The sequence below is a fragment of the Bartonella sp. HY406 genome (assembly GCF_025449315.1).
Taxonomy (GTDB): Bacteria; Pseudomonadota; Alphaproteobacteria; order Rhizobiales; family Rhizobiaceae; genus HY038.
Map to the genome: position 1 here is coordinate 542,244 of NZ_CP104893.1, position 22,075 is coordinate 564,318.

Sequence of the window (22,075 nt, forward strand, 5' to 3'; positions counted from 1 at the left end):
CTTAAACACTATTCATGGTTTGTATATGAGGTCATGACCCTAGACCATTTGTGCAATAGTGAAACAAGGTTATTGGTGAAGCGTTTTGAAGCGGGCAATTTCCTTATAGCCAATATCTTGGCGGCAAAAACCTTGTGGCCAATTGATCTTATCAATGGCGGCATAGGCTTTTTGTTGGGCTTCTAACACGGTTGCGCCCTTAGCGGTAACATTTAAAACCCGTCCACCATTCGCAATTAATTTCCCTTCCTTTAACGCGGTTCCAGCGTGGAAGATGACAACATCTTTTTCTTTCGCTGCTTCTTCAACGCCTTCAATAATCGTGCCTTTAAGTGGATGATCGGGATAGCCTTCGGCAGCTAAAACAACGGTAAGTGCCACCTCATTTGCCCATTTTGGTACAACGCCTGATAGATTGCCGGTTGCAGCCTTATCAAGCAGTGGGATAAGATCATCTTGCAACAGCATCATTAATACCTGACATTCAGGATCACCAAAGCGTACATTATATTCAATCAGTTTTGGACCATGGTCGGTTAGCATTAAGCCTGCATATAAAATACCAGTAAATGGCGCATCAATGGCAATCATGCCGCGCATGGTTGGTTCAATAATTTCGCGCATGGTTTGGGCGATAAGTTCATCACTCATGATTGATGCTGGTGAATAGGCGCCCATGCCGCCCGTATTGGGGCCAGTATCGCCATTACCTACGCGCTTATGGTCTTGGGCCGTGCCAAAGGGAATGGCGTTTTTGCCATCGCAAAGGCAAAAAAAGCTTGCTTCTTCGCCTTGTAAAAATTCTTCTACCACAACTTCAGCGCCCGCTTCGCCAAAAGCACCATCAAAGCAAGCATCAATGGCATTTAATGCGTCTTCTAAGGTCATAGCAACAAATACGCCTTTGCCGGCGGCCAAGCCATCAGCTTTAACCACGATTGGCGCACCTTGTTGGCGAATATAGGCTTTGGCGCTATCTGCATTGCTAAAGCGGCCATAGCTAGCAGTTGGAATATTAAAGCGGCTACAAATATCCTTGGTGAAGCCTTTTGAGCCCTCAAGTTGTGCCGCTTGCTTGGTTGGGCCAACAACTTTAATACTAGCAGCGATCAAATCATCGCAAATGCCGGCGACAAGCGGCGCTTCTGGGCCAACCATAACAAGGTCAACGCCATTATCTTTACAAAAAGCAATAACCGCTTGGTGATCGCTAATATCGAGGCTGATATTTTCGGCAATGTTTGCAGTCCCAGGATTGCCGGGGGCGCACCATAATTTTTCTAATAGGGGGGAACGTGTCATTTTCCATGCCAAAGCATGCTCGCGCCCACCAGAACCAATAAGAAGAATTTTCATGCCACAGCCCCATTCCCTGTTAAAAGTCATCATTGAACTTTAATCTTTAAATCATCTAACATGGATGCGGCAAGCAAATAACATCAAAAAATTATGTTAAACACATAAAGCATGTTCCTTGCAAAAGCAGGCTAGCCTTTTGGGGGAGGGGGCAATTCTTATATGCCCTATATCAGATAATTTTTGTAAGTTAGAATAGCAAAGCTTGGCAAAAGACTTTTCGCGCATAACCTATCATATAATAACCAATTACCGAACAATCACTAATTCTTCGGCGGCACGGGTTATTGCGGTGTAAAGCCAACGCTCTCTCGTTTCACGAAAGGCATAGCTTTCGTCAAACAATACCACCTTATCCCATTGTGAGCCTTGCGCTTTATGGGTGGTTAAGGCGTAGCCATAGTCAAAATCATCATAGCGTTTTTTTAAGTTCCAAGCAATTTCCGCATCGGGATCTTCAAATTGCGCTTTTAATAATTTGATTTTTGCCATGCCGCGATCATCATCTTCTGGGTTTATCAAAAGATTAATACCCGGCTTTACTGTTTCTTTAGAGGATTGAAACACTTTCCAAAGCGAGCCATTAAGCAAGCCTTTTACAGGGTCATTGCGCAAGCATACGAGTTTATCGCCAGCTTGCGGATAAACAGCATCAAAGCCTTTTAACTCCCGCAAACGTTGATTATAGCGCTTTCTTGTCCGATTGGTGCCAACCAATACTTGATCTGCCGCCAAAACCAGTTCTTGATTAACATCGTTACGGGTGATGATCCGTGCTTTGCCATAATCACCATAAGCAATATCGCGCCCCTCGCGCACATCAAGTGCAAGGCGAATAATTGGATTGTCTTTGGCTTGACGGTGAATTTCAGTTAATAAAAAATCAGGTTCTGCCTCGGTAAAAAAGCCGCCACCGGAAATAGGTGGCAATTGCCCGGGGTCACCTAGCACTAAAATCGGTGTGCCAAAACTCATCAAATCGCGGCCCAATTGCTCGTCTACCATTGAACATTCATCAACAACGATTAAAGCGGCTTGGCTAACGGGACTTTGGCGGTTAACCGAAAACATCGGCGCAATTGAGGTTTTACCAGTAATTTCGTCTTCAACCGCTTCTTCGCCGCGTGGCCGATAGATAAGCGAATGCAGCGTGCGAGCATTGCTTGCGCCTTTGGAGCGCAAAACTTGCGCGGCTTTGCCGGTAAAAGCGGCAAATTGCACCGTGCCATCAATTGTTTCAGCAAAATAGCGAGCAAGGGTGGTTTTACCCGTACCGGCATAGCCAAAAAGCCTAAAAATAGGAGACCGCCCCGCTTTTAACCAGCGAGCCACTTCGTCCAATGCTTTTTCTTGTTCAGGTGAAAACTTCATGGAAAGAACAAAACAGGATTCGAGTAAAAAGCGCAAGCTTGAACTATCTTTGTACACGCGATTTTTATTCAGTAAAGAATAACATATTTAAAACACAAGAGGATCATTATAGTAAAACATCTATAATGCTTGTTAGGAATAGTTATTGGTTAATCTAAGGTGGAAAAAGGCGCGCTATGGAAAAATTATTCACAACGATTTGGGAGGCTCGTGATAGCTATCTTATTATTCTAAACGATAATGGCATGATCTATCACACCCAAACCGGCGGTGAATTACACGATGAAGAAGAGGCGCAAGGGTTTTTGCTACCTTTTCCAATTTATAAAAACAAAGAATTTTGCCATGCTATAATTTCTTTATTTCAAGACCACTATTATCAATATAGTGACCAATGCTATTTACATCACAATCCGCAATTGCGTCAAAACTTGAGTAACCTTTTTGAAGAATTTCAACTTGCGGAGCTAATTGAATTAGATGAGGGTGAGCTCGATAAATCTTATAATCAATGGATTTATGTTAATATTACAGCCGGATTTCAAGATATGTTCACCGTGCCACAGCAGCAATTACCGCTCAAAGCTGTTTTAACATGGTCTTTCAATGATCCATTTGTTGAGCGGCCAGATTACCATATCTATGAGGAAATGGTAAAAAAATCACAAGAAATTATACTTAAGGCAAAGAGGCGAAAAGAGGAAGTGGGGCGCAATGGATAAGGCAAATAATCCACCTAACAAGGCGTTTAAGCTGATACTGCATATCATTTGCTTTATTCTTGCCTGCATTGTGGTTATAAATGCCGAGCTATCGCTAATTGCTGATACATGCAATCAAGCAATGTCGGATAGTTTTCAAGGCATTGTCTTTTCGGTGATTATTTGGGCGGTTCTCATTGCACTGAATCTTAAAAGCAAAAGCTATTTAAACTTTTGGATAAGTTTGCTGTTACCAAGTTGCTATTTTATTGCAGTTTTACCGCGCAGCATTGCGGTATTTAACCATGTTGTTATGAACAATCAAAATATTTGCACGATAAATATGATGATGGTTGAAAGTCGTATTGATACGGCGGATTTGATTGGTGGGTTTTGTTGGCTTTTCCTAAGCCTTACAGCAATTTATATTTTTGCCCTTGGCTTACGGCGGCTTTTAGCTTGGGGCAAAAACAATATAGCAAACATAAAAAAGCGCTTTAGCAAATGTTAGGCAGCTAAAGCGCTTTTTAATTTCTATTTTTACCAATCAATATTTATTCTTTTACAACGCCAACAAATGGCAATTGGCGGTATGAATGGGCAACGTCCATGCCGTAGCCAACCACAAATTCATCAGGGCATTCAAAACCAACATAATCGGCAGAAATATCCGCTTGGCGGCGTGTATGCTTGTCAAGAAGAACGGCAATGCGGCTTGATTTGGCACCGCGCTCACTCACCAAATTTTGCACAAATTGCAAAGTGTTGCCTGATTCAAGAATATCATCAATCAGCAAAACATCGCGGCCTGCAATATCGCTATCAATATCATGGACAAGGCGGATATTACCGGGGGTCTTGCTTTCGCCATAGCTTGATACAGTGATAAATTCAACCGATGAAACGATGCCAGTCTTATGCAAAGCACGGATCAAATCGGCAGCAAAAACAAAAGAACCTTTTAAAATGGGCAAAACCAAAAGACGGCTAGGATTTGAAGCTGCAATTTCGGCGGCAATAAGATTATTGCGCTCTGCGATTTGTTCTTCTGAAAAAAGAACATCAATTTGTCGACCGTCTATATGGGGCATTAACTTTTTCTTTTTGCTAGGAATTAAGAATCAATGGGGAATGGGCTCTATTTATAAGCTATTGAGGATTGGCGCAAAGGAATTCGTTAAAAAAAACTTTTTCCAAAGCTTGCAACCATTTTTTTTAGTTTTAGCTAGGCTTGAAAACTAAGTAGATGATAAAAGTTGTTTTTAGCGCTGGCCTTAATGCAAAAGATTGTAAATGCAGACTAATCACCTCAAAATTGCCTTATAGAAATATTTAATTAGAGTTGAGCTAAAAATCATCGGCTATTGTTTCATATGTTTTAGGTTAAAACTGATTAATAATATTTGCGACAAGGTTAGGGGGCTAATCCTAAATTGGTTGTTTGAGTTCATGAAATCAATCTTATTGAAATAATTAATTTTACTCATGGGTAAAAGGCTTTTAAAAGCTGCAAGCAGAAAAAACAGGGTAAGTATTACGTGATTCGCTTTGATAATGTAGGTTTGCGCTATGGTATGGGGGCTGAAATTTTAAAAGATGTCAGCTTTAATATACCATCAGGCTCATTTCAATTTTTAACTGGTGCATCAGGTGCTGGCAAAACCACGCTTTTGCGTTTGATGTTTTTGGCACTAAAGCCAACGCGTGGGCTTATCACCGTTTTTGATAAGGATACATCCTTGCTCGCGCGTAATGAAATGCCGCAATTGCGCAAGCGCATTGGCATTGTTTTTCAAGATTTTAGGCTTCTTGATCATTTAACCACTTATGAAAATGTGTCGCTGCCCTTGCGCGTGCGGGGCCGTGAAGAACACACCTACCGCGCTGAGGTAGAAGAATTATTGCATTGGGTTGGCCTTGGCGAGCGCATGAATGTTTTGCCCCCTGTATTGTCTGGCGGTGAAAAACAGCGTGCGGCCATTGCCCGTGCCTTGATTGATCAGCCTGAAGTGCTTTTAGCCGATGAGCCGACCGGTAATGTTGATCCGCCAATGGCACGGCGTTTACTGCGCTTATTTATTGAGTTGAATAGGCTTGGCACTGCGGTTGTGATTGCCACCCATGATTTACCACTGATGGACCAAGTTGATGCACGTCGGATGATTTTGGAAGAGGGAAAGTTGAAAATTTATGACTGATGCTGTGCAGCAAAAATCACCAAAGCGTCCAATTGGGCGGTTTTTTGGAAAAAAATCCAATGGTCTTACCCCGATTGTTCCTGAAGGTGACATTCGTGGTTTTGCTTTGGCTGTAGTGCTCACCATTATGACATTTTTAGCAAGCCTTTCCCTTGGCGGTGTTAATCTTATCAACTCTTATGCAAAAAGCTGGCAATCGGATATATCGCGTGAAGCAACAATTCAAATTATGCCGGGCGATAATGTCAACATGGAAGACGCGCTTAAAAATGCTGTGCGGCTGGTTACTGACTTTCCGGGGGTTAAAGAAGCGCGCGTTCTTGACCGTGAGGAAACGCAAAGCCTGCTTGAACCCTGGCTTGGTAGTGGTATTAATGTCAGTGAGTTGCCAATTCCGCGCTTGATTATTGTGACCTTTGATCAAGGTACCGCTCCCGATACTTTTAGTTTGCGTGAGCTGGTTAAGCAAAATGTGCCTAATGCCTATTTTGATGATCATCGCATGTGGGTCGATCAATTATCTAGCGTTGCCAATAGCTTTGTGGCAGTTGGACTTGGTGTCTTTATACTGGTGCTTGTTGCATTGATTTTAACCATTGTTTTTGCAACACGTAGTACACTTTCTAATAATAACCATATTATTGAAGTCTTGCACTTTATTGGAGCCGAAGCTGGATTTGTGGCGAGACAATTTGACTGGTATTTTTTCAAAACCGGTTTAAAAGGTGCGACTATCGGTGCTTTGGCGGCTTTGTCACTATTTTTTGCTTTTTCTTTTTGGTCATCTTATAATAGTCAATCGCCGCAAGCTATGGAATTTACCATGTTGCTTGGTACCTATTCTATCGGCTGGTTAAGCATTGTTGAGACGTTTTTACTTATTTTCTTTGTGGCATTTTTGACCATGTTTACTAGCCGTATTACGGTCATTCGCCAATTGCGCGAAATTGACAGCAAGGAAACAGGCTTTTTTGCTATAAATGCGTAACAATTCATTCTAAAGTATAAGTCCTTATCATTTGCTGACTGATAAGGACTTTTTAGAGCGTTTTTTGAAAAGTGTGAAGCGGTTTTCGGACAAAAAACGCGATGTAAACAATGCATTAGAGCGCCGATCTTATCCAACTAGATCGAAATGCACTCTAATGTTGATACTTAAATCAGCGATTTTACAATGCGTTCTAATAAAGCAAGGTCTTGTGGGCGGGATAAGCGATGGTCGCCATCATGCACAAGGGTTAAAGTCACATCATTGAGCGGCAAATGTTCCATCAGCTTCATAGTTGATTGATAAGGAACCACATCATCTTTCATGCCTTGGATAATATGCACTGGACAGCCAGTGTCAATAATGCCTTTTAAAACGAGATTATTAGCGCCATCATCAAGCAGTTTTTTTGTATAGGGGGTGGAGCCATATTCTGTTTCAATTGTAAAATAGCCTTGTCGAGCCAAATCTTCGCGGTTTTGGTCGGTAAGACTTGGTTCAACAAGGGTTTTGGTGAAATCAGGCGCTGGTGCCAATAAAATAATTGCTGCCGGTGTAATGTTTTTCTTCTTTAATTCTTCAACCATTCGCAAAGTAATCCAACCGCCCATGGATGAGCCAATCAAAATTTGTGGGCCGTTACTAAAATGCTCAAAAATAGCAAGGCTTTGGGCAAGCCAAAGAGAAATTGAGCCGTCAAAGAAATCGCCTTTTGATTCACCATGGCCTGAATAATCAAAGCGTAAAAAACTATGGTTTTCTTTAACCGCCAATTCTTCTAAAAATACTGCCTTTGTTCCAAGCATATCTGAACGATAGCCGCCAATCCAGACAAGCCCAGGAGCTTTGTCGCCTGTTTTTTGGCGTAAAGCAATGTCAATACCTTCAACATTATAAAATTGCACGGGGGGTATATCAACATTGGTCATTTCACCATATCCTTTATTTGCAATGTCTATTTCGCAAGCCATGCTATCATATTTGTTAAGGGGCAGATCAATTTAATTTTGATAAAATATGAAAAGAAAATTGTGGGCATCATTATGACGGCGGCAAAGCTATTGTGAAAATTTAAACCTATTTTTAAACGCCTCCCACAAAGCCGCAATCAATAGTGACGTAAAACTCATTCACATATTTTGATAGATTAGTAGGTCCTAACCCTAAACAAGATTAATATAATTAAATATTTTTATAATGCCATTATTTCTTATCTAAGACTAATTGCTGATTACTTATTGGTAGGGGTAAATATTTGTAAATCAGGTATTATTGTTATTTATAAAATTGTACTTATTATGGCTATTTGATAGCAATTTAAAAAATCTGCGTTGGATTTTACTCGCTTTGCGTTAAAGCATAATAGAATCACTATGTTTAGTTTATTTGAGTTCTTGTTTGATAATTGCTTGAGTTTGGGGTGATTTCTTTATATCAAATTTAAAAAAATAGGGTCAATTGGTTATTGAAAAGCTTGATAATAACTAAAAATAGTCATCTTTAGTGCAGCTTGGTTAATTGTCAGCAGTTTAATAAACTGATAAACTACAATTTATTGGCTATTCAATTGTAAAGTTCTTGCATTTATAGTCAAAAATGTGCAATTTGCTCAAACTTGAAATGTGGGGTTCCCACATTTATATATATAGGCGGTTAAGCCCTTTAAATTAGAGAGATTTAGAGCCTAACTGTTCTGGTAATGTTAATAATTTTAGGAGAATAAGACCATTCGCCGACCGTTTAAAGCAACCCCCGTTCAAAAAGACGGGCCACGTTCTAATCAAGATATCCGTGTTCCACGCATCCAATTGATTGATGCGGAAGGGCAAAATCATGGAAATATTGCAACAAGTGACGCACTTGCTATGGCACAAGAGGCAGGGCTTGATCTTGTAGAAATCGTGCCTAATGCTGAACCGCCTGTCTGTAAAATCATTGATTTGGGTAAATTAAAATATCAAAATCAGAAAAAAGCAGCAGAAGCGCGCAAAAAGCAAAAGACGGTTGAGATTAAAGAAATCAAGATGCGTCCCAACATTGATACCCATGATTATGAGGTAAAAATGAAAGCTGTTGCACGTTTCCTTGATGAAGGCGATAAGGTTAAAGTAACATTGCGTTTCCGTGGTCGCGAAATGGCGCACCAAGAATTAGGCATGAGATTGCTTGAGCGCATGAAAGAGGATACTGCTGAAATTGCAAAGGTTGAAGCAGAGCCTAAACTTGAAGGCCGTCAAATGATGATGGTTATTGCGCCGCGCTAAACCTAAGTTAAAAATCAAGATCACGCAGTTATTTGCATGGTTTGATAATTATAATTTGAAGCCTTGGAGGGAATAGATTTCCTCCAAGGTTTTTTTATAATTGCTATGCACATTTTAGTTGAATATTGCGGTGTGGTTTTACTTTATCGCTAAATTGTTTTAATCTGTTGACCTAGCCCTCTGGAATGAAGTTTAAAATGCTAAAAAAACTCAATAAGATTATTATGTTTATCGCTTATGCTGCGATGCTTGCCTTGTGCATTATTTTGCTGGTTGTGTCGTTTAGTAAGGCGCAGGATAAAGAAAATAATGAAAGACTTGCCGTTTTGGGCACACCTGTCACCATGCAGCCACCGCAAGGATTTAAACCATCAGCTGAGTTTACGGGCTTTTTAAACCAAGATACCAATGCTAGCATTGTGGTTGCGGTGTTTCCTGATGATGTTGCCCCCCAAATAGGTAGCCTATTTACCAATAGAGAAAATTTTACCAAGCAAATGGCAGCGCTTGGCTTTGAAGTGCAAGGCGTAAGCGAATTGCAGCGCATTAATTCCGATGTGCCGCTTATGGTTTATAAAGGTATTCAGACAGATCAAGGTAAAAAATATGATAAATGGGCAACGCTGATTGCCCATGGCGGTCTTTATATGGTGACAATTCAAGCCCCTCAAGATAATCCGTTAAGTGAAGAAGAAGTTGATGCCGCATTTCAATCCATAGATTTTACCGCCAATTTTACACTTGCGGATCAAATTCTTCATCTACCATTTTCTTTTGTGAGTGAAGCACCTTTTGAGCCGAAAGCAACCATTCTTGGTAATGGTGTCAGTCTTGAAATGAAAGATGCAACTGGCAAGACTGGCGATGCAACAATTTTTATTTTACGCGATAGCCAAGCGCTTGATATAAATAATGCAATTTTGGCGCAAAATCTTTATCTAGCCTCAATTATCAAGGTTTTTAAGCTACAAGAAACCACTATTGAGCGCGATGAGCAGTTTTTGCAGCGCAATGGCCGCTTGTTGATTGGTAGTGGTGTCAGCGCAGATGGAGCTGAGCAGGATATTATCCTATATAGCGCGATTGATAATGACCAACACCCGATCTATTTGCAGGCGCTTGCGCCAAAAGGTGAATTAGCGGCTTATCAAGCAATTATTCAAAATATTGCAGCAAGTGTAAAATCTAAATTATAATGGCAAATAATTTCTTATTGCGCCGTTAAAGCGTTTTTCAAACAAAAAATGCGGTGTAAACAATGGATTAGAGCGCTGATCTGATCCAATAAGATCGAAATGCGCTCTAAAAATAGTGAGATGAACGGCTTGCAATTATAAGATCAAGAGTGGATCATCTTTAACTGCCTTGATGGTAAGGGCAGTTCTAACCCCATCAACATTGGGGGCAGCAGTCAAGCACTCGATAACAAAAGTTTGGAAACTGCTAAGATCAGGGGCAATGCAATAAAGCAAAAAGTCAGATTCGCCTGATACCATCCAAGCTTTGCGCACAAAAGGCCATTCATTGGCGCGTTCAGCAAAAGCTTTTAAATCGCTTTCTGCTTGGTGGTGCAGGCTGACTGAACAAAAGGCAACGAGATCTTGCCCTAAAATTTTGCCACTAAGCAAGGCGCTATAGCCCTTAATAATGCCAAGTTGTTCAAGCCGGCGCACCCGTCTTAAACAGGGCGGCGCTGAAATGCCAATTTTTGCTGCAAGTTCAACATTGCTCATACGCCCATCATCTTGCAGCTCTTTTAAAATCTTCCAATCGGTTTCATCAAGATCTGCTTTGATCGGCATTGCATTCCAGTCCTTAAAAATAAAATGATAAGCCTTTAAGGCAAAAAATATATTGCCTAAAGATGCCCAATTATTGATTGGATTATCAAATATGAATTCCATTTAAATATATTGAGCTATAATCAATTTAGATTAAACTAATAATAATTTTGGCTCAAATATGCGTCACGCAAAATGAATCATAAGAAATGATCTAATTTACTTGGCGACAAGTTTTACCATTGAATTTATAAAAGGTCACGCAATAAAATTACTTGTTAGAGTGGTTTTTTATGGCAATCATTACCAAGTCGCTTGATGCAGGTGGTAAAATGATTGCCGTTGTTGGTTTAGAGCGTTTTTGCGAAAAGTGTGAAGCGGTTTTCGGACAAAAACGCGCTATAAGCAATGGATTAGAGCGCCGATCTGACCCAATCAGATCGAAATGCGCTCTAAGAGCGCAGCGCAGTCATCGGGGATTGTCGCCATGCCATGAAGGCAGGTACAAGACTAATGATGGCGGCGGTAAAGATAAGGCGCAATAAATTGCCAAGATCTTCATCGCTTAACTCAATTGGCAAGGGAATACCACTTGCTTGCCCTAAATTGTTAGCAATGACATGGCTTACTAAAAAGCCGCCACTATAGCCAACGACAATACCAACCATAATCAACACCATTAATTCAAGCCAAACCATGGTTAAAATTACACTGCGCGAGGCGCCAAGGGCACGCAATGCACCAATTTGGCGGCGCCGGTCATGGATATGGGTAATTGCCACAAAGATAAGTGCCGCAGCAACTAATATTTGCGCTCCATCAGCAATAAGGCTCAACAGCTTTCTGACATCGCCAAGTGTACCATAAAGATTGGTTAAAATCTCACCGGGAAAGACGGCTAAGGCTTGGTCATTGCGATAGGCTTGGCGAATTTTATAAGCATCGGCGATCGATTTTGGTTTGACGATAACCGCAGGCACTCCCGGTAAGCCTGAGGCGGATAGCCGATGGTCGTGTTGACTATTATTGTAATTTTTAAAATCAAGGCTTGGATATGTCGCTTCAGCATTGTCTTTGGTGTCTTTTTTATCTTGGTTTTCTTGCCTGTTCGCGTTATTCTCCACACTTGGCTTTTTATCATCGCCTTGCTTGCCAAGGCCATGGACATTCCAAACAGTTTCAATTGGTACAAAAATTGCCTTATCCCAAGCTGTGCCAGATGGCTTTAACTTGCCAATAATCTTATAGCGAACGTCAGTGTGGATATGGCCGCCTTCACTAAGGCTGCCATGCATGGGAGCAATGTGCTTACCAATGGCAATATCCACATGAGCACCAATAACCGCTTCACCATCTTTTGGCATAAGGCTGCCACTTTCAACATCATGGAAAATGCTTTTTAAGATGGATTCATCAACGCCGATAATTGGATAATCTAAAAATGTGTCGCCCATGCCAACTGGGCTTGCAAATTCCACTCTTGGATCATTTTTCAATTGTTGCAATACATCGCCCGACATTAAGGGCAGGGCAGAGGGTTGCAAAAAAATAGTTGAGAGCACCAATTGGGTTGGGCTGCCCGGCGCACCAATGACAATATCAAATTGGTCAGCAGCCCTTGCGCTGCCAAGGCGAATAGCGCGCTCCATTAAGGTAACAGTCAAGCCAAGGGTAACTGCAAAGCCAATTAAGATAATGATGGCCATAGCGCCAAGCCACATGCGCCTAAGGTCAGCTTTAATAAAACGTATCATCGCTTTTACAGCCTTTCATCTTTTACAATGCGGCCGCTATTTAATTCAAGTCGCCGATCCATGCGTTTTGCAAGCTCAATATCGTGGGTGACGATAATTAAACTGGTATTTTCTTCGCGCCCTAATTGCTGGATTAAATCGCCGATGATTTTACCATTATCGCCGTCAAGACTGGCGGTTGGCTCATCGGCTAGCAATATATCGGGCTTACGAAGCAAGGCGCGTGCAACGGCAACCCGTTGCATTTCGCCGCGTGACATCATTTTAATATCGCGTTCTGGCTTTTTTAAATTGGTACGCTCTAAAAGCTCTAAAGCGCGTTTTTTATCATCAGCGCGTACAAGACCAGAAAGCGCCAAAGGCAGTAAAACATTATCAATTGCACTTAGACCTTGAAAGAGATGAAAATCTTGCATGATAAGACCAATATTTTTGCCGCGCCATTTATCGCGTTTACCTTGAGATAGGGTGTAAATGTCACTATTGCCCCATTTAACCGCACCTTTATCTGGCTTGGTAAAACCGGCAAGCACATTAATAAAGGTTGTTTTGCCGCAGCCCGATGGTCCTGTGACGGCTAGATGCTGGCCGCTTTCAAGCGTAAAACTGGCAATATCAAGGGCTGGCGCTTCAAGACCAGAAAATTGAATCTGTAAATCCATTATATCAAGGGATAGCATTTTATACCTGTTACTTAAGCTCTATTCAACGCGATATTGCGCATCAAGCAAGCGTAATTGGCTCACAAAGCCAGTTTCTGGATCCGTCCATGAGCCGACATCAAGGCGACCAGTGACGACAATATTTTGCGATGGTTGAACAAAAGTTTGCTTTTTATCCAAATAAACAACCACAATATTATCAGGCCAGTCGGAGTCTGAGCTGCAAAAAGGGCAAATGGACATGGGAATTTCAGTCAGCACAAAAAACTTAGCTTCAGCTTTTAATGGCGGTGCCATAAAGCCGCGCATATCAATTTTCTTTTGGTTAAGGTCATGAACCTTTTGGGAAAACTCAAGCCCAAGTACGGTTATTTTGCTATAAAGTTCGCGGAACTTTAATTCTTCCGACATTGCTGGAGTTATAAAAGCAATAAAACCAAGCGAGCTAAAAATTAAGCAAAAGACCCGTCTAAAAAAAGTGCGGTCCAGCATTTGGGTAATTCCTTGCCGATCAAATGGCGAATAATGCAAAAAAATCAGTGGTTGAAGCCTGAGCAATGTTGCTTGTTACTCAATTTTATGAGTTGCAGCATGCTTTAAACGACACTTCAAAGACGTGGCTGGACCTAAAACCCAGCCACGCGGCGCATTAATTAAATGCCTATTGTATATTCTGGCAGCAAAAGGCATTTGCCTATTGCGCGCTATTATTCGCCTTTGCCGCCAAAGCCCAATGCGTCAGCAAGAACTTTATAGACATCGCTTTGTTCCATATAGCCACGGAAGTTTTCTGATTGTGGACCTGTTGCTTGCAACACCACATCATCAACCGCATGGATTGCTGTGTCGTTAGAACGTGGCAAATTACCAGCTCTAAAGACTGCACCAGGAACATCCTTATAGGCTTCGTTGGCTACATATTCGCCTTTTTCATTTTTGACAGCAGGTACAAATGGGCCATCAAGCTTGGGGCGGAATGTTTCATAATAATCAGGGAAGTTGCTAGAAAAGACCGCAAGGCGGTGGCTAACATCAACGCGGTCTGGGAAACCATCGCCATTGCTATCGACATAATTAGGGAAACCGGCATGCTGATAAACACCAACTTTTTCGCGCATTTCATCGCCAGCAATTTCATCATTCACTGTACCAACAACAGAAATACCATGGGTATGATCGCCGGTTACAACAATTAAGGTATCTGGGTGGGTTTTAGCAAATTCCATGGCAACGCCAATGGCTTGGTCAAATTCGATTGTTTCATAAAGAGCGCGATCCCAATCCATAGGGTGGGACATTTTATCAATTGACGCGCCTTCAACCATTAAGAAAAAACCGTTTTCATTTTTGGATAAACGCTCAAGGGCAACCTTGGTCATATCAACAAGGCCGGGTTGTTCTGGGAATTTTTCAACCGTACCTTTTTTAAGCTGTTTACGGTCAAGAACCGTATCAAGGTTGCCGGTATGGAAAAGCCCAAGCAATGGGCCATCGCTGTCATTAGCGGCAAGCAATTCTTTTTCAGATGTTACCAATTTATAGCCAGCATCTTCAAACTTTTGGATATAATTAATGTCGTCTTTACGTTTTGAGCCATTAGTGGTTTTTGGCAAGAAGTAAGCAGAACCACCACCTAGCAAGACATCAGGTTTAACATCAAGCAACATGCCAACAATTTCAGGCTTGTCATAACGATTGCGCGTATGACTGACCACTGCAGCAGGTGTTGCATCTTCTACTTCGGCTGTTGTTACAATACCAAGGGATTTCTTGGTGGTGCGGCGTAAGGCCTCGGCGATATTTTCAATGCGAGGATCATCAAGGCTATCAGCTGTGCGGTCAGCATAAACGCCAATTGCATTAACCGATGATTTGTGACCAGTCATATAAGCAGACATAGTATTAGCACTGTCGGTTGCAATTGAGTTAACCGCTGATGTGCCGATAAAGGCCATCCGGTCAAGATCATCCATATTAAGGCGGCCATTGGCCTTGCCCTCGGTCATGCCTTTTGACATAATACGCGCGCCAGTTCGGTGAGCAACCGACATGCCATCACCAAGCAAGAAGATGACGTTTTTAACCTTTGGCGTTGCAGATGCACCGTAAACATGCCAATTGACGGTTTTTTCTTCATTGCCAGCTTTTACAACAACCTTATATTCGCCTGGTTCGCTAATTTTTACATTGCGAAGAATAAGGGCGGAACCAAGTTCCTTGTCGTCTTTGCCTTTTTCAACTTCGACAAATTCGCCTTTTTGACCAAGGGCAGAATCATAATCCTTGCCATTGATTGAAATAGAAATGTCGCCAGCTTTGATTTTATTGTCAAACTCAACCTTGAAATCAAAAGGCGAGTTGGCAAGAACCGTTGCACGATCAATGGGATAGACGCTCGCAGCTGAAGCTGCCGACATCATAAATGTAGACGCAATAAGGGTAACTAATAAAGAACGCATAAGATAAGCTCCAAGTTTATCATGGAGCGGAAAATATGGAAGCTATGTTGCGATAATGTTGCGGCTAGATGACAGTTTTATGACAGGATGTGCGTTAAAATTAAGCTAATATTTGAAAAATAACGCGATTATGTCAATTTGGATAAAATTTTATTTTAAAAATAAATTGATAAGCGTAACAATGAGCTTATAAAAAAGCGCCAAGGTTAATTGGCGCTTTTGGGCATATTATTCAACAACGAAGCGTAAAATAAATAAAGCAGCAATAATCCAAGTTGCTAGGTGGACATCACGCCATTTACCAGTGCATGTTTTTAGTATGACATAGCTGATAAAGCCAAATGCCAAACCATTTGCAATAGAATAGGTAAGAGGCATCATGACGGCAGTTAAAATGGCGGGAACAGCTTCGATTAAGTCATTCCAATTTACCTTAGCAAATTCACGCGCCATCAAGCAGCCAACAAATAATAGCGCTGGTGCTGTTGCATGGGCTGGAATAGATGTGGCTAAGGGTGAAAAGAAAAGCGCAATAGCAAAGAAAAATGCAACAGCCACGGCGGTTAGACCAGTGCGTCCGCCAACGGCGGCTCCTGCCGCGCTTTCGACATAGGCGGTGGTGCTGCTTGTACCAAGGAGCGACCCTGCAACAATGGCTGTACTATCTGCAAATAAAGCCTTGCCAAGATTATTGGGCTTATTGGGGGTAATAAGGCCTGCGCGTGTGCCAACGCCGATAAGTGTGCCTGTCGCATCAAAAACTTCAACCAACACAAAAACAAGCAAAATATAGAAAAAGCCTTTTTGGAAAACCCCCATAAGATCAAGCTGCAAGAGAGTAGGCGCTAGCGAACTTGGCATTGAAATAACACCATTAAATTGGCTGATGCCCATAAGCATAGAAATAAGGGTGATGAAAAGAATACTGGTTAGCACGGCACCGCGAAAGCGGAAATGATCAAGAACGATGATAAGAAAAAATCCAAAACCAGTTAAAATCGCGCTCATATTGGTCAAATTGCCCAATTGAACCATGGTAAATTGATTGGCTACAAGGATGTTAGTGCTGTGTAGCGCGACAATAATAAGAAAAAGACCAATACCTGCAGCAATCGCGCTGCGTAGGGATTGCGGAACACCGTCAATAAGCCAACGACGAATACCCGAAGCGCTTAAAACGATGAAAATAACACCTGAAATAAATACCGCTCCCAAGGCTTGTTGCCAAGTAAAACCAAGCTGGGTCACAACAAAGGCAAAAAATGCGTTAAGCCCCATGCCGGGTGCCATACCAATTGGCCAATTGGCAATGAACCCCATGATAAGGGAACCGATGATGGCTGCAATACAGGTGGCGACAAAGACCGCGCCGCGATCCATACCCGTATCAGCCAAAATATTGGGATTAACTGCCAAAATATAGGACATGGTCAAAAATGTGGTTAAACCGGCAAGAATTTCGGTTTTCACTGTTGTGCCATTGCGCGATAAGCCAAAGAGCTTTTCTAACATTTTGCAAATACTTTCTTACGCTCCAGCCCCTAAAATAATACCGTTTTTCGCATTGAATTAGGGTGGATAATAAAAGGTCTTTTTGCCACTAACCTGTTTAATCAAAGCCAAGTTAATTAGGAGACCGGGTTGAGCTTAGTTTAAATTTGAGTACGGTAATTTTTCTTAAAGCAAATATTTAATATGAAATAAGGCGTTGCTTTGCAAACGCAACCATTTCTCGACTAAATTTTTATTGCTAAACTTTTCTTACCCTATCTTGTCAAATTATGCCATGGGGCCATTGCACAATTTTGCCATAATTCACGCAATTTCGTGTTTTTAAGCCATTACCAAAGATAAGATTTATAAAATTTAAAAAATACTATCGATCGCTTATTTTATTAAATATGCCGTTAAAGACATAAAAAAACCCGTCAACCAAATTGCCTGATAAATTAGGTGACAATGGTTGACGGGCGTGAAACCGATTGGAGGTCGAATGTTTCAAGATTCTTATAGCCATTCATTGTGGCAGATTTATTAAATTAACTATATTTAATATTGGCTGGCACAATGGGGTTGTAATGCAGTTTAATGCGTGTTGATTGCTTGCGCCGCATAATAACCAATGGCGGTTGCAATAAGGCACAAAACAACCGATAAAACTATATTCATAAAAGCCCTTAATGGCGCACCATTTATCAAAAGCTCAAATGTATTTAAACTAAAACTGGAAAAAGTGGTAAAGCCGCCGCAAATTCCTACCATAACAAACAGCCTTATGTGTTCAGGCATTGGAAAACGGCTATTCATCAAGGTTAAAACGGCAAAAAAAGCAATAATAAACGAGCCAACAACATTAATTGAAAGTGTACCTAAGGGGAAATTGCGGCTAAGTGGCGCCATTAAAAGCCCAACCCAAAATCGCGCAACACTACCCAAGGCGCCACCCAATGCAACCCATAGCGTTTGCATCCATAAAATATGTGTCATTGGCCTTTACATCCTTAACAGTTTTACAACCCTTGATCATTATCGTTTTTTACGCTTGTAATAAGGTGATAGCAGTTTTTTTTAAACTTGCATATTCGTTGTTTTTAAGGAAATGCAAGAAATGAAAAGACACTCTGAAGAGAAATACTTTATCAATCATGACAGATTTTTCGACATTTTTGAGTATTATATTAAGACTGACGAGATGTGTTATGTGGATATTCTGAAAATTTTTATGAAATATTTAGAAAAAATAAAGGGGCTGGCATAGATAGCGAAAAAAGCTATTGGTGCTAAATAGCTAAGTCGCAATGCAAAGCTCGTATTTTACAACCGAAAACTGCCTTATTCTTTCGTAACAGGCTTGACTGTACATTTGCTGCTATTTTAGCGAGCGGAAAAACACATCTTCACTCTATTTTTATAAGCAATAATCGTAAATAGCCTTCACCCAAAATAAGAGGGCGTGCCCCATATTGGCTGAAATTGACCGCTATGACCGTTATTGGAGTGGTATCCGTAAAGGCAAAACAACAATTTTATCTCTATTTAAAGGAGTATGAGCGCGCTTTAATTGTCAAATAATTAAAAATTTAAATATTATTGATGCAGATGAAATAATTATACGTTATTAATATTTGTTTAATTTTGAAAAATATTTTTAAATACTATGTAATAAATCGATGATATTAATAAAAAAATAAATGAGTTTTCTGAATATTAAAAATTTCGATTATTACTATGTATTAAAATGTGCTATATTTGGCACAATGCCATTCAAAAAATGCTTATAATATAAAGATTTTTTTTAATATGTAGCATGTTTAAAATATTTTTTGTAAGAATACGGGCAAAAATTATTTCAATAATAGGTTAAGTGCTTATAAGACACCTTGCCGGTATTGTTTGATTATATCATTTTTAAAGGGAAAAAATGCTATTATGGTTTGTTTTGATAAGCGATTTAGCTTAAAATACTCTGCTTCACGCTTTGCTTTAGCTTTAATATTGGGTACAGCTATTGTTGCAAGCCTAGGATCGGCCAATGCGATAGCTGATACAATTAGTTATGATGATACATCATCATCAGCTACATTGAAAAACGCACCAACTTATGTCTCTTTTGGTTCTAATTCGCTTTATGTTGGTACTTTTGATACGCCGGCGGCTTCTAACAATACAGTGACGTTAGATTATACAGGGGCAAATAAAACTTCGCCTAATAATGTCTTTGGTGGTTTGGTCAAAAATGGAATCTCTGAAAACAATGTGGTTTTGATTAAAAACGGCAGTGTAAGTTTTACTGGGATTGGTGGTAATGTTTATGGCGGTTATGGCTTTGGTAATCAAAGCGTGACTGTTAGAGGCAATAGCGTTAATATAAGCGGTGGCAATATTGGCGGCTCTGTTTTTGGTGGTGTTGGCGCTGCTGATGTCGCTACCTATGCCGATGTCGGAGCTCTTATTGTTAATGATAATTCTGTGACCCTTGGTGGTACTGGCAAGGTTGCAGGAAATTTGAATGGCGGTGCGGTAAATGGTCTTAGCAATGCGTCATCAATTACAGTTAATGGCAATTCAGTAACTGTTACCTCTGGGAGCGCCGGCAATATTAACGGCGCGCTTATTCAAGGCAATAAAAGTCTTGATACGACTGCTAACAATAATTCAGTTACAATAACTGGTGGTCAAACTGGATCAGTTAGCGGTGTTTTTGCGCATGGCAAGGGCATTATTAATGTTAACTCAAATGTTGTTAATATAACAGGCGCGACAGTTCGTGGTAATATTTACGGTGCTGATGGCGCAAGTACTGATTCCGTTACCGTTAGCAATAACTCAGTTAGCATTCATCATTCGGGTATGGTTGAGACTATTTCCGGTGGCAAAGGTGAAGCAAACAACAGTGCCACGGTTAGCAATAATTCTGTAGAGATTAGTGGCAATGGTTCGGCGGTTTTTGTATATGGCGGTGAAGGCGGTAGCGATGGCACTGCAACCGTTGCAATTAGCGGCAATAGCGTTTTAATAAATGAAAGTTCTGCTGGGACGATTGTTGGCGGCTATAATAGCGGATATAGTTTTAATAACCTTAATAATGATACTGCAGTTATTAGCAATAATTCTGTGATCATGAATGGTGGTACTGCTGGGCAAGTTTTGGGTGGTGAAGCAAGTTTCACCAATACAGCAACTATCAGCGACAATTTGGTAAAAATTAGCGATGCTGAAGTTTTGCTAACAAGCGGTGGTTATGCGCGAACGAGTGGTACGGGTGCTACAAATATTAGCGGTAACTCTGTTGAAATAAGTGGCACAAGTAAACTTGGTTCTGTTTATGGTGGCTATGCAATTGGCAGTGGTAGCGGTGACGTTAATGTAACCAATAATAGCGTTACCTTGATAGGCGACAAAATCACTATTGCTACCTATAGTGAAGAAGATGATTCATTAGAAGCTTATGGCTCGATTTGGGGCGGAAGAGCGACTATTTCAGGTGCAGACGTTACTGATTTTGATAAGGTTGTACAAGGAAATACATTAAATCTTGTTGGTTATCGCGGTACAGTATCAGGTATTTATAATTTTCAAAACTATAATTGGACATTGCCAAGCAATGTTGTCAATGGCGATACGCTTGTAACAATTGCCGATGGTGGTACAGCGGTTGATCTTACCAATACGAGGCATAGTATAGCTGACATGCAAGTCAGTGATAACCGCCTTCAAAATGGTGATAGTATTACATTCATCTCCAAAACAACTGGTGATTGGTCAGCCTCTAGCCCTTATACGATTAAACAAGGGCAATTTATTATTTATGAAGCAACCCTTGCTCAGCAAGCAAGCGGAGCTGATAATGCGCTTGTATTAACCATTGGCGGTAAAACGGATACAACACCGGCTGGGTCTAATCCTGTTGATGGGATTGGTCAATCAGCTGCACAAGTTAACCCTCAGTCTGAATCTTACTCAGAAGGGCGAGCCGCATCGCTTGGTTTTGCCAATCAAGGTGCCGATCTTATTTCAAGCGAATTGGGTGGCATTGCGAGCGAATCTTCTGCGCAAGGTAATGGTGCATCAGCAATGCCCTTCATGGTCATGAATGGTTCATCACAGCGCAATAATACTGGTAGCCATGTTGATATTAAAGGCTTTAATATGGCGCTTGGTATAGCAACCGGTTTTGATTTTAGCGCCGGCCATAAGGTTACGCTTGGTGCTTTCTTTGAATATGGTCGTGGTACCTATGATACCTATAATAGCTTTACAAACTTTGCCTCAGTGCAAGGCGATGGCGATAGCGAATATAAAGGCGGCGGTGTTTTTGGTCGTTTAAATCTAGCCGGTACTGGACTTGGACGGGTTAGCACAATTGCCCCAGATCAAACAGATGGTGTTTATCTTGAGGCATCTTTGCGGGCTGGGCGTATCAGCAGCAATTTTGATGCTGGCCGCAATATGCGTAGTTTTAGCAATGATGGCGATGATTATCGTGGTTCCTATGATAGCAAAAGCAGCTATTATGGTGGGCATATTGCTGGTGGCTATGTGTTTAATTTTGATGAAAAGCAATCGCTTGATACTTTTGGCCGCTATTTATGGACCCATATGGATGGTGATACAGTTTCAGTTGGCAATGAAAAGCTGAGCTTTGATAGTAGTACGAGTTCACGTATGCAAATAGGTGGTCGGTATGGCTATGCTTATAATGAGCAATTCAAACCCTATTTAGGTGCTGCCTATGAATATGAATTTGGTGGTGAAGTTGCAGCTAAAGCCTATGAGTTTGATATTGAGAAACCATCGCTTGGTGGCAGCACTGGCATATTTGAAGCTGGCTTCAACATTAAACCAATAAGCACCAATAAGGCTTTAAGTTTAGATGTTAATGGGCAAGGTTATGCTGGCCAACGCCAAGGCGGCGGCGGCGGTGTAAAGCTTAAATATCAGTTTTGATTTTTTGTCTAAAGTTATTATCTAAATTATCGTCATAAAAAGATAAGAGCCAATATTTTTTATATATTGGCTCTTTTTATTTTTAAGCAATAAT

At 41.0% G+C, this 22,075-nt stretch carries 18 protein-coding genes; 7 read left to right on the forward strand and 11 right to left on the reverse strand.

Annotated features, from left to right (window positions below):
• Positions 1–69 precede the first annotated feature (69 nt).
• Both purD and N6B01_RS02265 read right to left on the reverse strand, forming a co-directional pair.
• Complete coding sequence (gene purD, locus N6B01_RS02260; protein ID WP_262079740.1) at positions 70–1,356, reverse strand: phosphoribosylamine--glycine ligase; 1,287 nt, start codon at positions 1,354–1,356, stop codon at positions 70–72.
• A 249-nt stretch (positions 1,357–1,605) separates the two neighbouring features.
• Positions 1,606–2,727 carry an ATP-dependent DNA helicase gene (locus N6B01_RS02265; protein ID WP_182418721.1) on the reverse strand — a complete coding sequence of 374 codons (1,122 nt, stop codon included), beginning with the start codon at positions 2,725–2,727 and terminating at the stop codon, positions 1,606–1,608.
• Between the two features lie 176 nt (positions 2,728–2,903).
• Between N6B01_RS02265 and N6B01_RS02270 the strand changes: the two genes are divergently transcribed.
• On the forward strand, positions 2,904–3,449 hold the full coding sequence (locus tag N6B01_RS02270; RefSeq protein ID WP_262079741.1) for a DUF6210 family protein: 546 nt from the start codon (positions 2,904–2,906) through the stop codon (positions 3,447–3,449).
• Positions 3,442–3,939, forward strand: a complete 498-nt coding sequence (locus tag N6B01_RS02275; RefSeq protein WP_262079742.1) for a hypothetical protein — start codon at positions 3,442–3,444, stop codon at positions 3,937–3,939. Before N6B01_RS02270 ends, N6B01_RS02275 begins: the two co-directional genes overlap by 8 nt.
• A 43-nt stretch (positions 3,940–3,982) precedes the next feature.
• On the opposite strand, the gene hpt is transcribed toward N6B01_RS02275, so the two are convergent.
• On the reverse strand, positions 3,983–4,519 hold the full coding sequence (gene hpt / locus N6B01_RS02280) for a hypoxanthine phosphoribosyltransferase (protein ID WP_262079743.1): 537 nt from the start codon (positions 4,517–4,519) through the stop codon (positions 3,983–3,985).
• 447 nt (positions 4,520–4,966) lie between these two features.
• Here hpt and ftsE point away from each other — a divergent pair, with 447 nt between their 5' ends.
• Positions 4,967–5,626, forward strand: a complete 660-nt coding sequence (gene ftsE, locus N6B01_RS02285; RefSeq protein WP_182418725.1) for a cell division ATP-binding protein FtsE — start codon at positions 4,967–4,969, stop codon at positions 5,624–5,626.
• Complete coding sequence (locus tag N6B01_RS02290) at positions 5,619–6,614, forward strand: cell division protein FtsX (RefSeq protein ID WP_262079744.1); 996 nt, start codon at positions 5,619–5,621, stop codon at positions 6,612–6,614. Before ftsE ends, N6B01_RS02290 begins: the two co-directional genes overlap by 8 nt.
• 167 nt (positions 6,615–6,781) lie before the next feature.
• Here N6B01_RS02290 and N6B01_RS02295 read toward each other — a convergent pair whose 3' ends face one another.
• On the reverse strand, positions 6,782–7,543 hold the full coding sequence (locus N6B01_RS02295; RefSeq protein WP_262079745.1) for an alpha/beta hydrolase: 762 nt from the start codon (positions 7,541–7,543) through the stop codon (positions 6,782–6,784).
• Positions 7,544–8,341: 798 nt separating this feature from the next.
• Here N6B01_RS02295 and infC point away from each other — a divergent pair.
• Complete coding sequence (infC, locus tag N6B01_RS02300; RefSeq protein ID WP_182419605.1) at positions 8,342–8,878, forward strand: translation initiation factor IF-3; 537 nt, start codon at positions 8,342–8,344, stop codon at positions 8,876–8,878.
• Between the two features lie 197 nt (positions 8,879–9,075).
• On the forward strand, positions 9,076–10,074 hold the full coding sequence (locus N6B01_RS02305; RefSeq protein WP_262079746.1) for a hypothetical protein: 999 nt from the start codon (positions 9,076–9,078) through the stop codon (positions 10,072–10,074).
• A gap of 135 nt (positions 10,075–10,209) precedes the next feature.
• Here N6B01_RS02305 and N6B01_RS02310 read toward each other — a convergent pair whose 3' ends face one another.
• The 7 genes from N6B01_RS02310 to crcB all read right to left on the reverse strand — a co-directional run bounded on the left by N6B01_RS02310 (position 10,210) and on the right by crcB (position 18,012).
• Positions 10,210–10,680: an Lrp/AsnC family transcriptional regulator gene (locus tag N6B01_RS02310; protein ID WP_182418729.1), complete on the reverse strand. Its 471-nt coding sequence runs from the start codon at positions 10,678–10,680 to the stop codon at positions 10,210–10,212.
• A 431-nt stretch (positions 10,681–11,111) separates the two neighbouring features.
• The gene (locus tag N6B01_RS02315) at positions 11,112–12,413 is read right to left on the reverse strand and encodes an ABC transporter permease (protein ID WP_262079747.1); all 1,302 of its coding nucleotides are present in this window, start codon (positions 12,411–12,413) and stop codon (positions 11,112–11,114) included.
• 5 nt (positions 12,414–12,418) lie between these two features.
• A complete protein-coding gene (locus N6B01_RS02320; RefSeq protein ID WP_262079748.1) occupies positions 12,419–13,093 on the reverse strand; it encodes an ABC transporter ATP-binding protein in 675 nt (224 codons plus the stop codon).
• Between the two features lie 21 nt (positions 13,094–13,114).
• On the reverse strand, positions 13,115–13,486 hold the full coding sequence (locus N6B01_RS02325) for a hypothetical protein (RefSeq protein WP_262080547.1): 372 nt from the start codon (positions 13,484–13,486) through the stop codon (positions 13,115–13,117).
• A 296-nt stretch (positions 13,487–13,782) separates the two neighbouring features.
• The gene (locus tag N6B01_RS02330) at positions 13,783–15,534 is read right to left on the reverse strand and encodes an alkaline phosphatase (RefSeq protein ID WP_262079749.1); all 1,752 of its coding nucleotides are present in this window, start codon (positions 15,532–15,534) and stop codon (positions 13,783–13,785) included.
• Positions 15,535–15,762: 228 nt separating this feature from the next.
• On the reverse strand, positions 15,763–17,046 hold the full coding sequence (locus tag N6B01_RS02335; RefSeq protein ID WP_262079750.1) for an NCS2 family permease: 1,284 nt from the start codon (positions 17,044–17,046) through the stop codon (positions 15,763–15,765).
• A gap of 573 nt (positions 17,047–17,619) precedes the next feature.
• Positions 17,620–18,012, reverse strand: a complete 393-nt coding sequence (gene crcB, locus N6B01_RS02340; protein ID WP_371739825.1) for a fluoride efflux transporter CrcB — start codon at positions 18,010–18,012, stop codon at positions 17,620–17,622.
• A 951-nt stretch (positions 18,013–18,963) separates the two neighbouring features.
• Here crcB and N6B01_RS02345 point away from each other — a divergent pair.
• Positions 18,964–21,981, forward strand: coding sequence for an autotransporter domain-containing protein (locus N6B01_RS02345; RefSeq protein WP_262079751.1), 3,018 nt, complete (start codon positions 18,964–18,966; stop codon positions 21,979–21,981).
• The last annotated feature ends 94 nt before the right edge of the window (positions 21,982–22,075 follow it).

Bases quoted from the DNA above. Each gene is read 5' to 3' on its own strand.
- purD (WP_262079740.1), bottom strand. From the start codon at position 1,356: ATGAAAATTCTTCTTATTGGTTCTGGTGGGCGCGAGCATGCTTTGGCA.
- N6B01_RS02265 (WP_182418721.1), bottom strand. From the start codon at position 2,727: ATGAAGTTTTCACCTGAACAAGAAAAAGCATTGGACGAAGTGGCTCGC.
- N6B01_RS02270 (WP_262079741.1), top strand. From the start codon at position 2,904: ATGGAAAAATTATTCACAACGATTTGGGAGGCTCGTGATAGCTATCTT.
- N6B01_RS02275 (WP_262079742.1), top strand. From the start codon at position 3,442: ATGGATAAGGCAAATAATCCACCTAACAAGGCGTTTAAGCTGATACTG.
- hpt (WP_262079743.1), bottom strand. From the start codon at position 4,519: ATGCCCCATATAGACGGTCGACAAATTGATGTTCTTTTTTCAGAAGAA.
- N6B01_RS02290 (WP_262079744.1), top strand. From the start codon at position 5,619: ATGACTGATGCTGTGCAGCAAAAATCACCAAAGCGTCCAATTGGGCGG.
- N6B01_RS02295 (WP_262079745.1), bottom strand. From the start codon at position 7,543: ATGACCAATGTTGATATACCCCCCGTGCAATTTTATAATGTTGAAGGT.
- N6B01_RS02305 (WP_262079746.1), top strand. From the start codon at position 9,076: ATGCTAAAAAAACTCAATAAGATTATTATGTTTATCGCTTATGCTGCG.
- N6B01_RS02310 (WP_182418729.1), bottom strand. From the start codon at position 10,680: ATGCCGATCAAAGCAGATCTTGATGAAACCGATTGGAAGATTTTAAAA.
- N6B01_RS02315 (WP_262079747.1), bottom strand. From the start codon at position 12,413: ATGATACGTTTTATTAAAGCTGACCTTAGGCGCATGTGGCTTGGCGCT.
- N6B01_RS02320 (WP_262079748.1), bottom strand. From the start codon at position 13,093: ATGCTATCCCTTGATATAATGGATTTACAGATTCAATTTTCTGGTCTT.
- N6B01_RS02325 (WP_262080547.1), bottom strand. From the start codon at position 13,486: ATGTCGGAAGAATTAAAGTTCCGCGAACTTTATAGCAAAATAACCGTA.
- N6B01_RS02330 (WP_262079749.1), bottom strand. From the start codon at position 15,534: ATGCGTTCTTTATTAGTTACCCTTATTGCGTCTACATTTATGATGTCG.
- N6B01_RS02335 (WP_262079750.1), bottom strand. From the start codon at position 17,046: ATGTTAGAAAAGCTCTTTGGCTTATCGCGCAATGGCACAACAGTGAAA.
- N6B01_RS02345 (WP_262079751.1), top strand. From the start codon at position 18,964: ATGGTTTGTTTTGATAAGCGATTTAGCTTAAAATACTCTGCTTCACGC.